The sequence below is a fragment of the Ornithinibacillus proteolyticus genome (genome assembly GCF_039581225.1).
Lineage (GTDB): Bacteria > Bacillota > Bacilli > Bacillales > Amphibacillaceae > Ornithinibacillus > Ornithinibacillus massiliensis.
In genome coordinates, this window is the sequence record NZ_JBCPXV010000011.1 from 1 (window position 1) to 14,495 (window position 14,495).

17 protein-coding genes are annotated in these 14,495 nt (G+C 37.1%); 11 read left to right on the top strand and 6 right to left on the bottom strand.

Features of this window, described 5'->3' with window-relative positions; genetic code table 11:
- The first annotated feature begins 225 nt into the window (after positions 1 to 225).
- The 8 genes from AAIB49_RS07080 to AAIB49_RS07115 all read left to right on the top strand — a co-directional run bounded on the left by AAIB49_RS07080 (position 226) and on the right by AAIB49_RS07115 (position 6,024).
- A complete protein-coding gene (locus AAIB49_RS07080; RefSeq protein WP_186869528.1) occupies positions 226 to 618 on the top strand; it encodes a VOC family protein in 393 nt (130 codons plus the stop codon).
- A gap of 18 nt (positions 619 to 636) precedes the next feature.
- Positions 637 to 1,482: a DUF2785 domain-containing protein gene (locus AAIB49_RS07085; protein WP_343457620.1), complete on the top strand. Its 846-nt coding sequence runs from the start codon at positions 637 to 639 to the stop codon at positions 1,480 to 1,482.
- Between the two features lie 12 nt (positions 1,483 to 1,494).
- The gene (locus AAIB49_RS07090) at positions 1,495 to 2,055 is read left to right on the top strand and encodes a GNAT family N-acetyltransferase (protein WP_186869530.1); all 561 of its coding nucleotides are present in this window, start codon (positions 1,495 to 1,497) and stop codon (positions 2,053 to 2,055) included.
- Between the two features lie 75 nt (positions 2,056 to 2,130).
- Complete coding sequence (locus AAIB49_RS07095; protein ID WP_186869531.1) at positions 2,131 to 2,463, top strand: PadR family transcriptional regulator; 333 nt, start codon at positions 2,131 to 2,133, stop codon at positions 2,461 to 2,463.
- Positions 2,460 to 3,092: an HAAS signaling domain-containing protein gene (locus AAIB49_RS07100; protein ID WP_211742296.1), complete on the top strand. Its 633-nt coding sequence runs from the start codon at positions 2,460 to 2,462 to the stop codon at positions 3,090 to 3,092. Before AAIB49_RS07095 ends, AAIB49_RS07100 begins: the two co-directional genes overlap by 4 nt.
- 94 nt (positions 3,093 to 3,186) lie before the next feature.
- Positions 3,187 to 4,650 (top strand): DUF4153 domain-containing protein, encoded by a 1,464-nt coding sequence (locus AAIB49_RS07105; RefSeq protein ID WP_339217295.1) that lies wholly within the window; start codon positions 3,187 to 3,189, stop codon positions 4,648 to 4,650.
- 12 nt (positions 4,651 to 4,662) lie between these two features.
- The gene (locus AAIB49_RS07110) at positions 4,663 to 5,373 is read left to right on the top strand and encodes an isoprenyl transferase (RefSeq protein WP_339217293.1); all 711 of its coding nucleotides are present in this window, start codon (positions 4,663 to 4,665) and stop codon (positions 5,371 to 5,373) included.
- 93 nt (positions 5,374 to 5,466) lie between these two features.
- Complete coding sequence (locus tag AAIB49_RS07115; protein ID WP_343457621.1) at positions 5,467 to 6,024, top strand: hypothetical protein; 558 nt, start codon at positions 5,467 to 5,469, stop codon at positions 6,022 to 6,024.
- Positions 6,025 to 6,221: 197 nt separating this feature from the next.
- On the opposite strand, the gene AAIB49_RS07120 is transcribed toward AAIB49_RS07115, so the two are convergent.
- Positions 6,222 to 6,560, bottom strand: coding sequence for a YqzG/YhdC family protein (locus tag AAIB49_RS07120; protein WP_339217289.1), 339 nt, complete (start codon positions 6,558 to 6,560; stop codon positions 6,222 to 6,224).
- Between the two features lie 160 nt (positions 6,561 to 6,720).
- The gene (locus AAIB49_RS07125; RefSeq protein ID WP_343457622.1) at positions 6,721 to 7,263 is read right to left on the bottom strand and encodes a 2TM domain-containing protein; all 543 of its coding nucleotides are present in this window, start codon (positions 7,261 to 7,263) and stop codon (positions 6,721 to 6,723) included.
- A gap of 93 nt (positions 7,264 to 7,356) precedes the next feature.
- Here AAIB49_RS07125 and AAIB49_RS07130 point away from each other — a divergent pair, with 93 nt between their 5' ends.
- Complete coding sequence (locus AAIB49_RS07130) at positions 7,357 to 7,953, top strand: TetR/AcrR family transcriptional regulator (RefSeq protein WP_339217285.1); 597 nt, start codon at positions 7,357 to 7,359, stop codon at positions 7,951 to 7,953.
- 224 nt (positions 7,954 to 8,177) lie between these two features.
- Here AAIB49_RS07130 and AAIB49_RS07135 read toward each other — a convergent pair whose 3' ends face one another.
- From AAIB49_RS07135 to AAIB49_RS07150, 4 genes are all read right to left on the bottom strand, one after another.
- The gene (locus tag AAIB49_RS07135; protein WP_343457623.1) at positions 8,178 to 8,678 is read right to left on the bottom strand and encodes a GNAT family N-acetyltransferase; all 501 of its coding nucleotides are present in this window, start codon (positions 8,676 to 8,678) and stop codon (positions 8,178 to 8,180) included.
- An 18-nt stretch (positions 8,679 to 8,696) separates the two neighbouring features.
- Positions 8,697 to 9,830 (bottom strand): virulence factor, encoded by a 1,134-nt coding sequence (locus AAIB49_RS07140; protein WP_343457624.1) that lies wholly within the window; start codon positions 9,828 to 9,830, stop codon positions 8,697 to 8,699.
- Between the two features lie 74 nt (positions 9,831 to 9,904).
- A complete protein-coding gene (locus AAIB49_RS07145) occupies positions 9,905 to 10,678 on the bottom strand; it encodes an ABC transporter permease (protein ID WP_343457625.1) in 774 nt (257 codons plus the stop codon).
- Positions 10,656 to 11,639: an ABC transporter ATP-binding protein gene (locus AAIB49_RS07150; RefSeq protein WP_343457626.1), complete on the bottom strand. Its 984-nt coding sequence runs from the start codon at positions 11,637 to 11,639 to the stop codon at positions 10,656 to 10,658. Before AAIB49_RS07150 ends, AAIB49_RS07145 begins: the two co-directional genes overlap by 23 nt.
- A 155-nt stretch (positions 11,640 to 11,794) precedes the next feature.
- On the opposite strand from AAIB49_RS07150, the gene AAIB49_RS07155 reads away from it, so the two are divergent.
- Both AAIB49_RS07155 and cypC read left to right on the top strand, forming a co-directional pair.
- Positions 11,795 to 13,078: a helix-turn-helix domain-containing protein gene (locus AAIB49_RS07155; RefSeq protein ID WP_343457627.1), complete on the top strand. Its 1,284-nt coding sequence runs from the start codon at positions 11,795 to 11,797 to the stop codon at positions 13,076 to 13,078.
- 142 nt (positions 13,079 to 13,220) lie between these two features.
- Positions 13,221 to 14,486 carry a CYP152 family fatty-acid peroxygenase CypC gene (gene cypC / locus AAIB49_RS07160; protein ID WP_343457628.1) on the top strand — a complete coding sequence of 422 codons (1,266 nt, stop codon included), beginning with the start codon at positions 13,221 to 13,223 and terminating at the stop codon, positions 14,484 to 14,486.
- Positions 14,487 to 14,495 lie beyond the last annotated feature (9 nt).

Genomic DNA, 14,495 nt, shown 5'->3' on the forward strand with positions numbered 1-14,495 from the left:
AGCCGCAGACCGAATTAATGTACAATTAAATCAGCAACAAGTAGCATGATTTCTGTTTTTAAAAATACATTTTAGAAATTCTGTAGGATTCTGTATTTTTAAAAAGAGCAATTATGAAATTGACTCAAATAAGAAATCATTACCATCTATTCCAATTTAAATAAAGGAATTTCATACTCGGGAATAGAATTATATAAGATTAATACAAAACTGGGGGATTTATTCATGCGAGGCAAATTACATCATATCGAATTAAATGTTTCAAACTTGGAAAGGTCTACTGATTTTTGGGGTGAGCTTTTAGAAGAATTAGGCTATCAACCTTATCAAACCTGGGAATCAGGAAGAAGCTGGAGGTTAGGAGATACGTATATCGTTTTTGTACAGACGGAAGAGCATTTCTTAGAGGGTACATATCATCGGAAAAGAGTCGGATTAAATCATCTTGCATTTTATGCGGATTCTAGGGAGGATGTTGATGTGATTACGCTCCATTTAAAGGAAAAAGGTGTGCCAATCTTATATGAGGATAGGCATCCATATGCAGGTGGTCCTAACCATTATGCAGTGTTCTTCGAGGATCCGGATCGGATAAAAGTGGAAATCGTGGCACCATAAGAAGAGGAGGGGATACTATTGAATGAAGCTGAACTGAAATCGATACTAAGTCAATATAAGGAGAGCAACTTCCAACAACTCGGTCCTGTACCTTTACCAACCTTAGTGAAGGCAATGCTAGATTATATTGGTAGTACAGATCCGGAGTTACGGGATTCATTGATTTATCCATGCTTTACTAACCTTATAATAAATGGACATTTTCCTCCCCCAGAGCTAAACAGAATAGTGACAGTTTGTTTAGATGATCATCACTTATTTTACAAAATAAATGAACCAGATGAGGACGCTGTCTTTACGCGTTCATTTTCTTCCTTAATCCTTGCTGTCCTGTTATTTGTTAATAGACAAAAACCCTTTATAGCCGATGAGGAAATAGATCACATTACAAACAAAATGATACATTATGTAAAGAAGGAAGAGGATGTTCGGGGATTTGTAGAAGGGAAAGGTTGGGCGCATAGTATAGCTCATATAGCAGACGCGCTCGATGAACTAGTGAAGCAACCACAATTAAAGGAAAGTAGATTAGAAGATATTGCACTACTCATTCTGGATAAAATGTGCTTTGATAAAGCCTACTTCTTGTTTGAAGAGGACGAACGGATGGTTGTTCCTTTCATTTCCTTGTTGGAAAGGGGAATGAATCCATTATTCCTATATGAAAAAATCGATAAAATTGTGATGGAGCTGCAGCAAAGCTATTCACAACATAGTTCGAAACCGTTCATTCAAAGGAACAACATCAAACAATTTTTAAGAAGTCTGCTGCTGCATTTAGAGGTGATAGGAAAAAAAGAGGAGTTCCGGGAACACTTGAAAAATGCACTAATAGCTATAAATCAGCCATACTACAACTTATAAGGGGAACGTATAATGAATCCAATATTAATTGATTTTCCGAGCGAATTTGAAACAGAAAGATTACATATCCGTATGCCAATGCCTGGTGATGGAAAAGCAGTTCACGAATCAAAACAAGCTTCCAAAAAGGAGCTTTTGCCTTGGATGCCTTGGGCACAGCATGAGGAGCAGGAAGAGGATACAGAAATAAATATCCGACAAGCCCATGTAGCCTTCTTGAATAGGGAGGATTTAAGGCTGTTAGTTTTTCACAAAGAGACAGGTGTATTGATTGCTAATTCAGGATTGCACCGAATTGACTGGGATGCGCGTAAATTTGAAATTGGATACTGGATTGATACCCGTTATAGTGGGAAAGGTTATATGACGGAGGCGGTAAAAGGGATAGCTGATTTTGCCTTCCGTGAGCTAGAGGCAAACCGTGTTGAAATCCGATGTGATGCGAAAAATGTAAAGAGTCGTGCCATTGCCGAGCGAATCGGATTTGAATTAGAAGGGATATTGCATAAAGATAGTTTAGATGTTTATGGACAAGAGCTTCGAGACACATGTATATATGCAAAAGTAAAATAATCTAAATTTGGGCTTTACATATACCTCGGAATTCTATATAGTATAGTTACCTAATAATTCTAGGTAGGTGAAAAAATGTTTGATCGAGAACTGGTAAAAGGGAGTACATCGTTACTTGTCCTACAGTTATTAAATGAGCGGGATATGTACGGTTATGAGCTTGTTAAGGAAATGGATTACCGCAGTGACCATAATTTGCAAATGAAGGAAGGTACCTTATACCCTGCCCTTCATAAGCTAGAAAAGCAAGAATATATTGAGTGCTATTGGCAAAATCAAGAAAAGGGTCCTGCACGTAAATACTATCGTATCACACTTGAAGGTAAGAAAATATTAGAAGCTAAAACAAGTGAATGGCATCGATATGTTCAGGTGATGAATAATCTAATCGGGAGAAGTGAATCGTGACGACTGGCGATAAACGTTTTTTCCAAGAGCTTGATCAAGTTCTTGGGAAACACCCTGAAAAGCAGGAAATCATCGCAGAATACAGGTCCCATGTATATGAACTTCTTCGTGAAGAGGATATTCAGGACGCAAACGTCTATGATGAAATTGTAAAACGGTTAGGAACACCTGAAGAAATTGCAGCGATTTGGAAAGATGAGGCAAAGGTAACGCCGAAAAAAATGCAACTATTATTTGTTGTATTAAATGTTCTTATTTTCCTTGGAGGAATAGTCCTTACGATTGTTTATAACGTTTACCATATCGAATGGATTGAAGTACTGTGGAAAAGAATAACTGCAGTACCTTCCATCATTATAATGGTGTATATGGCATTTTGGGGACTGCTCGGCTATGAGATTGGTAAAGAATTTGGTAGTGGCGGCTTAACGATTCTTCGTAGGACATTTACATATGCCGTTATCCCCAATCTTGTGTTGATGTATTTAATTGTGTTTAAATTGATTCCTCATGAATGGTTTCAGCCTCTGCTAAGTGGGCGATTTATTCTAGTGTGTATTTTATTAACAATTATGTTGTATCCGATAAGCTGGATTGGATATCGCTGGGGGAGGAAGGCTTCGGTATAGCACCTTACCCTACGATATCAAGTGCCGATGCGTTTCTTTGTCTGTATACCTAGATAACCTATGTATATAGAATGACTAAATGGTGGTGGAATAATTGAAGCAACGTCAAAAGACTTTTGGATTTTTAGTAATTTGTTTAGTGCTTGGTATATTGGCAGAGCTTAGCTTTTTTCATGGTGTGATAGGGATATCGTACCCAATTTTTATTGCAGCATTTTATGCTATCCTGTATTACCGACTAGGGTTTAAAGTATCTCATCGACGAATTGGCTTATTATTAATGGTCATGATCTGGGTTTTATCAGCGTCATTTGTATTCTATGATAATGAGTTTTTTTATGCGTTAAATCTTTTTGTAATTCCGGTTTTAGTGTTTGTCCATATTGTGTTAATTACGACACCGAATCATGTGGATTGGGTTTCGCTAATCTTCTTTAAGCGAATTTTCTTTAAGGTATCTCAAACATTCAGTTATTTAAAAAGATGGCTCAAGATTATTTTTAAACGAACCTTATTTCGACAGGTGAGTAAGGAAACCAGCCAAACCATAAAGAGAATTGTAAAGGGGTTATTGATTGGGGGACCGTTGCTTTTCGTTATAACGGTGTTATTAATATCAGCGGATGAGAAATTTGCTGCTATGATGCTGGAAATACCAGCATTTATGTTGAAGCTGAATTTCCTGGAATATTTTTTCCGAGTAGTAGCTGCATTATTATTGTCGTTATTATTCTTTGGAGCCTTCCAGACGTTAAAGAAGCGGTATGTACTACCACTAGGAAGGCAAGCGGTTCAAAAAGAGAAGGTAACCTGGGACAGTGTGATTGCAGGGACGGTCTTAGTCTTGCTTAATATTATTTATGTCCTATTTGTCGCCATTCAATTTACGTATTTCTTTGGTGATGCACTTCATGCAGATTATACGTATGCAGAGTACGCAAGAAGAGGATTTTTCGAGCTTGTACTAGTAACCGTGATTAACTGGACCTTATTGTTAATTTGCTTGAAGCTAGTAAAGGCTGGGAAGAAAGCATACGGCTACTTTTTGAAGGCGATGTATACATTGTTAATTGTAGTTAGTGGGGTCATGCTTGCATCCGCATTTATTCGTTTAAGTGCCTATGAAGCAGCTTATGGATTTACATTGGACCGAATTCTTGCACATGTCTTTATGTTGTTTTTAATGATAATTTTTGCGTATACATTGGTCCGCGTATGGATAGAGGGAATTTCTATCGCACACTTTTATATAATAGTGGGATTACTATTTTATACAGGACTGAATATGGTCAATTTAGAAGAAATCATTGTGGAGAAAAATCTAGAACGATATGAAGAAACCGGAAAAATTGATATCTATTACTTAGATTTACTTTCTTATTCTGGTATTGATGGTTTAATCACGCTATATGAAAAAGATCCAAATTATCCAGATTTATTAGCGGTGTTAGAGCAGCGTAAAGAAATGATCGAACAACTTCGTTTAAACACATGGCAGTCGTTTAATTTCAAGAAAGAGCAAGTAGTAGAAAGACTTCAGGAGCTTGAATTGAGATAAGGAGGAGCAATTATGAATACAATTCCTAATCATGTCGCTATTATTATGGATGGAAATGGTCGTTGGGGAAAACGCAGAGGGCTTAGTAGAAGTGAAGGGCACTATGCAGGTTCCCAAACGATGGAAGAATTGATAGATGCGAGTGCGGAAATGGGAATTAAGATACTAACACTGTATGCTTTTTCTACTGAGAATTGGAAAAGGCCTAAGGATGAAGTGAATTATTTGATGAATTTACCCATTAAGTTCTTTAATCAAAAATTACCGGAGTTTATGAAACGTAATATTAAAATTCTTATTTCAGGGGATGTAGAGAATTTACCAAAAGGAACAAGGAATGCCGTGTTACGGGCCATGGATAAAACAAAGAATAATACAGGCTTAATCGTGAATTTTGCGCTGAACTATAGTAGTAGGAGTGAGATTGTTCAAGCAATTGCTCGTATTATTCAAGATGCGAAGGACAAGAAAATTTCGATGGATCAATTAGATGAGCAAATGTTTGAAAGCTATCTTTATACGAAGAACTTACCAGACCCTGATATTATCATTCGAACTGGTGGGGAGAAGCGTATTAGTAACTTTTTAATGTGGCAATCTGCTACAGCTGATTTATGCTTTGTGGATGAATTGTTTCCGGACTTTAAAAAAGAATTATATATTAATGCCATTAGAAAGGTGTATGCGAATAAAGAAGCCCCTTTGAAAGAATGGGTGGTATAAAGTTAGGCGTTTTTCGTACAGGTGTATTGTTAATGATAGATAAGATGGAATATTCAATTAAATGACGGTTTTCTTAAGGGTGAGGTATAGAAAATGGCAAATAAGCGCTTTGGTCTATTATTTTGTTTTACTTTATTCCCCATTTTGTTGATGGCTTGTAGTTCAGAAACTATGGAAGATGTTATGAGAGAAGCTGAATCTACGGATTTATCTGATGAAAGTATTGATGGTATTAAAGTGGGGATGAACATCCATGATGAAAGCTTTATAATGAAACACGGTAATTTTCAATTACACCCAGATAATCAACATTACGCTGCGCAAAGAAACTATGACCAGTATTGGAATAAAGAGATTATGGTGAGTGTAAATAGAGAAACAGAGGAAATTTTACAAGTTGGAATTATGGAAAACAATAATACATCTTCTAGTGAACGGGGAATAAAAAGAGGCTCGTCTGTTAATGAATTGATAGAAACTTACGGTGAGAACTATTTTACCTATGAAGATAAAGAGCAATCGATATCGATAATTGGGTATGTTGATCATCCAAACAATTTACAATTAACGTTTGTATACTTTGATGATCAAATTACAGGCGTTAATCTCGGCTATGCTTTTGACAAAATGAAATGGGAATTGAATGAATAAATTACCTAAAGTGGCTATACCTCGAGCAAGAATTTTAAGGGACATTTTTTCCGTCCTATACGATAAGCGTAAGCGATACAGAAGAGGTTCAAATCCCTATCCGCTCCGGATGCATACGATTCGATTATATTAAGTGATGTCCTGGTTGACTAGAGATAACCGTATGTATATTTCCGGAGCAGGAATTTATTTATCATCTAACTTGAAACCTCTCTGAATGAAATATCAACTATTTCTTCTGTATTGTTATTAAAGGTTATATCAATAAAAACACCAAACTCATTAGTAGGCGCCTCAAGCCATAGCTTAAACGTTTCGGTTGAATTCTCAATTCCTCTTTTTTTACCGACATGAAGGTAATCCACTATGTTTGCATCAGGATACTTTTCTTTTACCTTTTGCATAGCTAGACGTCCCCACTTCGCATAGGAGGGCTCTTGTTCCTTAGTAGAAATCGCCTCTAGTGGTGTTTGAAAAGCGGTTATTCCCAAGCTGAAAATAGTAACACTTAACATTATCATCATCAATTTCTTCATGGTTAAAACCTCGCTTAGCATAAGAAATAGAATAGAAAAACGCCATTTTCTAAATCATTGTCCAAATTGGATTTTCCAACTTCCAATAGTATCCTTTATTATTCGGCGGGGAACCCAACTTTATACTTCTTACTGTAATTCCTCATTATAACTTTGAGATTTAGTTGACCTTTTCATCCGGTTGTTTAGGGAAAAACGTATAACTAAAGCTTATAATAAAATCTATGATTAAAATCAGAGACCAAAACTGAATGGTTTGTATTAATGCTTCAGTCTGTGAATGATTATTAATATAAACAACAATACCCATTAATATCCCCCCGCCGATTAACCAGGACAACAAATGACGGTACCACCCTTTACGTTCTTTTCTTGCGTGTTCTTTGCCATATTTAATTTTTACCGGTTTTTCACCGTTTCCAAATCGGTACTTAAAACGGACATCTGCCCATTTAATCATCTGATGCCCAAAGGCTATACTTACCCCTATATAAATCGCGGCAATTCCATGCACTATAGAGGCAACAGCTCCATTTTTCAAATCGTATACGGTAACAATAAGCAATATAAGATCAACGATTGGCGTACAAATGAGCAAAAATGTACCCAGTTTTTTCTTATTCATTACATATCTAGCAGTTAGTCCTGCTAGAACAAATATCCAAAAACCTATCTCACATGCTATGATCAACCAACCAATCAAAAGAAACACATCCTTCGCTTCGCTTTATTTAGTACACTTGTGTTAAATAATATTAGAACTGTTTATTTAACACAAGTGTGATATAATAAAAATATGCCAAAAATAATTGATCACCATAAACGTAAAGTTCGAATAGCAGAAGCAACATGGAAAGTTATTGTGGACGAAGGAATCGAACAAGCATCTGTCAGAAAGATTGCTAAGGCTGCAGGACTCTCTACTGGATCGCTAAGACATTATTTTTCATCGCAGTCCGAATTGCTTCGTTTTTCTATGGAAATGGTTTCTGAACGGGTTATCGAGCGTGCGAAAGCAAGGGAGTATTCAGAGGATATAAGCCCGTTAGAGTTTTTGACTGAAGGTGTATATGAAGTACTACCCGTCAATGACGAGCGAAAAATAGAAATGGAGGTGTGGCTTGCTTTTTCGGCGAAAGTTTTAGTTGACTCAACGCTCCGTGAGCTAAGCAATAAAGTGTACAGTGACATGCACCAAGGGTTGAAAAATGTCGTTCTTGCCTTACAATCATTACAATACGCAAAAGACGGGCTTGATCTAGAATTAGAAGTTAATCGACTCCATGCGATAGTTGACGGAATGGCAATGCATCATTTATTAAATCCAGAGCACTTTACACATGATGAAATGATTCAGACATTAAAATATCATCTTCAATCGCTTTGCAAATAAAGCACACTTTAAAATGCAATTAAACAACCTGGTCATTTCAATAGAGTCTTATAATAATATGGCTCTAATCTAATAAAAAGCTAATTATGCCTATTGATAAACTTACCAAATTTGTTGCATAATTAGCTTTTTGATTGTTTTTTGCGCTATTATACTTCAAAAATCCCATTGTGTTCTAGTGAATAAATTTCTAAATACCCGTAATTAATAGGTTGGGGTTGATTTTACCTAAGGATTTTTGCCATGTAATATTCATTTAAATAGTCACCATTTACATATAAAGAATCTGTTTTGGTGCCTTCGATTTCGAATCCCATTTTTTTATAAAGGGAGACTCCAGCTTCATTATCGGTGACAACCGTTAATTCTAATCGGTGAATGTTATGCTCCAATGCCCATTCATTTAATGCGGCAAATAATAATCTACCAACACCTTTACCACGAAAGGCATGGTGAATGCCTACTACAAGATATGCTGTGTGCTTCTTTCTTTTAGCCTCGCCACCAATTGCAAAAAGATAGCCGATTAGCTCTTTTTCCTCTTCTGCAACAAGTATAGTGGAGTTCTCCGATTTTTGTAGGCGTTCAATCATGTTCTTTTGGCTTTCAGAAGAAATTTGTCTCTCTCCAGCTTCCCAAAGCATGTACTCAGAGCTTGCATCTACCTGTAGGATCAGCTGTGCTAATTTTGGCGCATCACTTAGAATTACTTCCCTAATTCTCATTTCTTTCCCCCGTTTTCTCTATGGCTTGTCTTTATTGATTAATTGTGTCATTTGATGCCAAATAGACCCTTTCGCTTCTTCTCCCCCTTGGATTCTAGCTAACGCCATTTTGACCTGCATTCGCACTTCAAATTCCGGATCGTCTTGTGCTTCGAGAAGGGCAGGGATAGCGGATTCGTCACCAAGCTCATACAGGAACATCGCAGCTCGCCAGCGTACTAATCTACTTTTATCTTTTAATGTTTTTATCATTTCGGGCATTGCTTCTGTAAAGCTTAAGTCTGATAAGCAATCACCAGCTGTTCGTCGTACATTTACTGCTTTATCTTGTAAGGCTTTATATAAGTATGGTAATACCTTTTTGTCATCTATCATGCCTAAGTATGCTGTCGCAAGTCTACGTATAGAGGCTTTTTTATCATCTAATGCTTTATCCAATACGGGCAAATCTTCGATAGTTGGATCCATTCGATCGAGTTCGGCATAACGTGCTCGCCAATCCGAATTCTCAAGCATCTCTAGCGTAACTTTTTTCCATGGGGTTGGAGCGGTTTTATTGTCTAACGCATACGTCACGAGCTCCTTTAAGCGGTTATCATCATAGGAAGCAGAGATTTCCTCGACTACTTCACTTCCGATTTCTTTTACATCACCGTAACGTGGGCTTTGTTCCACCCATTTACGCTCCATTAACATATTATCGGATGCTGCGGATGCCTCCATTGCAGCATTCATAAACCGCTCAGGTAATCCGAATCGTTGTTCTATGTCGCCGTCTTCTAGCTTTACTTGCATCGGAATGTAGCGGAACATTTGAATGTACACTCTTACTTCACCGTAATGGTCATCAATGGATGCTTCGGAAGTTTTTGTGTCGCTTTCATTTTCTTCTACAGAACCAAGCGTTTTCCGTACCTCTGGTAAAACTTCCTCCCAAGGTGTCCGAGCATCACGCTCAAGGGCAATAAAGTCAATAACGCGGTAAATTCCTTTCACCCCATTAATGGCAAATAATTCTTGTATATAGAAAGGGGCATTTGATAAGTCATCGCCAAGTTTGTAGTTTTCTGTTATACCATCTGGCATCACTTCGTCGACAATTATTTTCATGGAGTATGGACTTGGTGTTGGTTCAATCGATACAATCCTCATAGAAATATCCCCCTAGGTTTTATTATAGGTAAGTCAATTCTACCAAAGGGGGAACCTTCTAGCCATTCGTTTAATTAATAATGTGCTAATAATCCCTTTTTCATAGCAATACGTTCACAATATAAGAAGAAAATTAGCCCGAGTAAGAAGTAGAATATCGCATTAAAAAAGAGCGAGAAATAATCAAAAGCTGTAAAGTCCGCTAAAGATAACCCATCAATCATCGTAGCTCGAATTAGATCGACACCTTTGACTATTGGAAGAAAGGCTAGGAATGGAGCAGTGGACAAAGGGACAAAAACTAATCCGGCTAATATGAATTGTAGTATTTGTAAAAATGCGCCGATTTGCTTTAATACAAGTGTCATCCCGGCAATGATAAATCCTAATCCCATCATACTAACAATAGTAAGGATGAAAATTGGCAAGATTGTTAGGAGATCAATGTTTAGCCATTGACCAGTTGTGAGCATCGCCAATAGTAAAAGAATGACAACAATTAGGAAATGAGCAGTACCTAAGGCGATTAATCGAGAAAGCATAATCTTCCATTGTCCTAATGGTGACATGTAAAGCTGTTCTAATGTGCCTTGTGTAGCTTCGTTAGTAATCTGGTAACCAATATCCTGAACTACGATAAGTGCTAAGTACCAAAATACATAATTGACAATCACAAACTGTGTATTTAAATCTTTTGATCCTGGATCACCAATAAGTTGAATTCCTGCAAATAAGCCTAAAAAGATACAGTAGAATGTAACGAGCATAGCAATGGTGTTTGGAAGATAGCGTTTTAGCTCGATTACTTCTTTCCTAGTATTTGCCTTAATAAGATTGAACCAACTCATGTTCCGATTCCCCCTTTATGATTTTCAAAAATACTTCTTCAAAATTAATGGTTTTTCGATCAATCGTTTCAATTGGAGTCTTTTCTAAATTTAGGATTTCAAATAACTCATAGATAGCATTACTATTTGGAAGGTTTACTTCTATTTTCGATTGGTGATTGTCTAAGGTGTATTCTAGTTGTGGGAATTTTTCTTGTAAGTGTAGCTGCTGCTGTTCACTTAGATGATTGGCTAGTGTAATCGTGTAAGCTCTAACTTCAAATAGACGAAGTAGGTTCTCTACTCGGTCATTGGTAATGATTTTTCCATTATTGATAATGATAGTACGTTCGCAAAGGTCCTGAATAACATCCATGTCATGTGAGCTAATAATAATGGTTCGCTTGTATTCTTTAGCAATTTCTTTTAATAGCTGTCTGACCTCATATCCGGTTTCCACGTCAATACCTAGAGTTGGCTCATCGAGAAGGATAATTTCTGTATCTGCTAGCATGGCGACTGCAATCGCAAGTTTTTGCTGCATCCCCCTTGATAAACGATTCACTAGTTCATGTTCTTTCTGTTTTAAATGGAATTTCTTTAGCAAATCATCAATCTGACTCGCTACTTCTTTTCGTGACTTCCCCCGATTTCCAGCAAAGTACTCTAAGTTTTCTCTTACCGTTAGTCGCCAGTATAGATTTCGATTTCCTTCTAATACCGCACTAATGTGAGTTAAGGCTTTTAGACGCTTCTGTTGATTATCTATCCCATTAATCGAGATTTTTCCTGAATCCGGCTTAATTAATCCGCAGATCATTTTTATGGTGGTTGATTTACCAGCACCATTCGGACCTAATAGTCCGACTATTTCTCCTTCATAAATTGAGAAAGAAATATCGTCCACAGCAGTAATCACGTCGGAGGATTTTCTTTTTTGATATGTCTTCCATAATTTTTCTACCTCAATAATCGGTCTCATTCCATCAACTCCTATAAAATTAAATTAACTAAAATAAATATTAAGTATATTTAATAAAATTGTCAACGAGAATATTAAATTTTGTGAATATATTTTTAATTATATTTAACTTTGTGTATAATGGATGTAGCAATTACACGGAAAAGGTGATGGATTTGAGTACTGTTGGAGAAAGAATCAAACAGTTAAGAAAAGAACGCAAGCTGACTTTAGCGCAGCTTGCACAAGATAAAATGTCAGCTGCCATGGTAAGTCTGATTGAAAATGGAAAGTCAAATCCGTCTGCAGAGAATCTCAAGCATATTGCTAATGTATTGAATGTAAACATTTCGGACCTATTAGGTGGAATTAGCAGGGAATCACTACAGAAAAAAGCAACATCAATAGCAAAAAGAATAGAAGTTAAGTTAGACTTGAGCACACTGCAAATCACCCTTCAGGAAATACAAGAATTGATACCGGACTTAGGGCATAATGTAGAGTCTGCGAAAATTTATGAATGTTACGTCCGATGTTTGTACGCCTTATATGTGTTTTATCCAAAAGAATTCAAGTTATATGAAGATAAGAATTGGAATCGTTATTTGCAAAAGGCGGAAAGTATTTATGCTGATTTGAAAATGGAGAGTAAAGTGCTCGGTATCCGACACAGACTAGCAGAAATGGAATCAGTTAATGGTAATTATCATCGGACAATTGAAATAGTGGATGATAGTTTGTATATCGTTAAATCGATGAATAGCCTAGATACTATCTCAAACATGGTTCGACTGATGCTCTTGAAGGTATACTGCCTTGAAGCGCTAGGACATACAGATGAGACGTTTACGCTCCTACATGAGGTGATTGCGTTTTCTAATCAATATATGATGTTAAATCACTTCTTCGAGATTCATAATTTAGGAGCTATGCTATATTATCAGGAGAATGAGTTTGAAAAGGCGAGAGAATTTGTTGGAAAGATCAATAAGTTCTTTGAGATCATACATCACGAAGAACTATATATTGAAAAGGAATTTATCATGATTCATTATATGGAATTTTTCGAGGATGAACCGAAGCTCTCGCTAGACATGATACAGAATCTGGAAGGTAAACTGTCCAATCTAACGTTATATAACGAAGTGGTAGACCAAAGATTACAAAACATGCTTAGTGATTTAAAGGCTAGATGCTACACGAAGTTAAAGGAAACAGAGAAAGCATTACCACTATTCCGTGAATTATTGAATGATACACATGCAGGGGTCCATCCAATGGATGTAGCGCTTAGAGAAGTGAATAAGTCTTATCAAGCGCTCTGCTATATGGAATTAGGAGACAAAGAGAAGGCGGAAAAAACAGCCAAGGAAAGCGTTGCTATACTAAAAAAATATCCCCGTACGACCTATTATCACTTTGCACGCAATGTACTAAAGGAAGTACAACAAATGAAATAACTTGAAGCTACTTTCGGGTTATTTTTTTGTTTCTTATTACCCTAAGAGCTTCCTTATATGAAATTAAATGAATGGTGTATAAAGTTTTGGAAGGAAAACAGACTATACAAGGAACAGAACTTAAGAGAAGTGAGTGATACATATGCCATATCGGGAACAGATTCCAATTGATACAGGTATCGACAACACTGTAAAGCTATTACTGGAAGGCTATAACTATATAACGAATCGCAGAAATCAATTTGGTAGGGATATTTTTGAAACAAGGCTGCTTGGTGGGCAAAAGGCAATCTGTGTGGCGGGGAAAGAAGCGGTAAACATGTTCTACGATGAGAAAAAGCTGATTCGGCAAGGGGCAGCGCCGAAGCGACTTCGACAAACCTTATTTGGAGAGCATGCGATTCAGACGATGGATGGGGAGAGTCATCGACATCGTAAGGAATTATTTATGTCTTTGATGACAAGAGAACGTCTAGACGATATCAAGACCATTATGAGGAAACATTTAGAACGAGCTTCGGAAAAGTGGGTAAAGCAACAAGAGGTGGTGCTATATAGTGAAATGTGCCAGCTGCTGACAAAGGTAGCCTGTGAATGGGCTGGTGTACCACTTAAGGAGAATGAATGGAGCAAAAGAGCGAATGAGCTTGAGGCAATGTTTGATAGTGCAGGGGCACTTGGGGGGAGGCATTGGAAAGGCAGAAATGCTAGAAATTGTGCAGAAAGTTGGTTAAAGGGTCTTGTTCAAGATGTCCGCAATAATGCTATAGAGGTTCCTCAAAATACGGTGCTATACAAAATGGCGTGGTATCAGGATAAAGATGGTGTGCTTTTACATGAACAGATCGTTGCAGTAGAATTGCTAAATATATTACGACCAATTGTTGCGATAGCTGTTTACATTACCTTTGGTGCGTTAGCTTTATATGAGCATCCAGCAGAAAAAGAGAAGCTTCAAACAAAACCTAGTGTTTATTTTGAACTGTTCGTCCAGGAGGTAAGACGTTATTACCCATTTTTCCCAGTATTAGTTGCAAGAGTTCGTGATGATTTTCTATGGAATGGACATGATTTTCGTAAAGGAAACCTCGTGTTACTTGATATTTACGGTACGAATCATGACCCTGATATTTGGGAGCATCCAGACATGTTTGCCCCAGAACGCTTTAAGGATCGTGATGATAATCTGTATGATTTTATACCCCAAGGTGGAGGTGACTACTATCGAGGTCATCGCTGTCCAGGGGAATGGTTAACAATTGAGTTAATGAAGGAAACGATGGATTTTTTAATCCATCATGTGGAATATGAAGTACCGAAGCAGGATTTACGATTTAGTATGAGACGATTTCCAAGCTTGCCTAAAAGCGGATTTATCATTCATCACATTCGTCGAAAAAACGGATGAAAGGGAGCA

What these genes read in the sequence shown, in the direction of transcription:
- AAIB49_RS07080 (WP_186869528.1), top strand. Translation starts at nt 226, where the DNA reads ATGCGAGGCAAATTACATCATATCGAATTAAATGTTTCAAACTTGGAA.
- AAIB49_RS07090 (WP_186869530.1), top strand. Translation starts at nt 1,495, where the DNA reads ATGAATCCAATATTAATTGATTTTCCGAGCGAATTTGAAACAGAAAGA.
- AAIB49_RS07095 (WP_186869531.1), top strand. Translation starts at nt 2,131, where the DNA reads ATGTTTGATCGAGAACTGGTAAAAGGGAGTACATCGTTACTTGTCCTA.
- AAIB49_RS07110 (WP_339217293.1), top strand. Translation starts at nt 4,663, where the DNA reads ATGAATACAATTCCTAATCATGTCGCTATTATTATGGATGGAAATGGT.
- AAIB49_RS07115 (WP_343457621.1), top strand. Translation starts at nt 5,467, where the DNA reads ATGGCAAATAAGCGCTTTGGTCTATTATTTTGTTTTACTTTATTCCCC.
- AAIB49_RS07120 (WP_339217289.1), bottom strand. Translation starts at nt 6,560, where the DNA reads ATGAAGAAATTGATGATGATAATGTTAAGTGTTACTATTTTCAGCTTG.
- AAIB49_RS07130 (WP_339217285.1), top strand. Translation starts at nt 7,357, where the DNA reads ATGCCAAAAATAATTGATCACCATAAACGTAAAGTTCGAATAGCAGAA.
- AAIB49_RS07135 (WP_343457623.1), bottom strand. Translation starts at nt 8,678, where the DNA reads ATGAGAATTAGGGAAGTAATTCTAAGTGATGCGCCAAAATTAGCACAG.
- AAIB49_RS07140 (WP_343457624.1), bottom strand. Translation starts at nt 9,830, where the DNA reads ATGAGGATTGTATCGATTGAACCAACACCAAGTCCATACTCCATGAAA.
- AAIB49_RS07145 (WP_343457625.1), bottom strand. Translation starts at nt 10,678, where the DNA reads ATGAGTTGGTTCAATCTTATTAAGGCAAATACTAGGAAAGAAGTAATC.
- AAIB49_RS07150 (WP_343457626.1), bottom strand. Translation starts at nt 11,639, where the DNA reads ATGAGACCGATTATTGAGGTAGAAAAATTATGGAAGACATATCAAAAA.
- cypC (WP_343457628.1), top strand. Translation starts at nt 13,221, where the DNA reads ATGCCATATCGGGAACAGATTCCAATTGATACAGGTATCGACAACACT.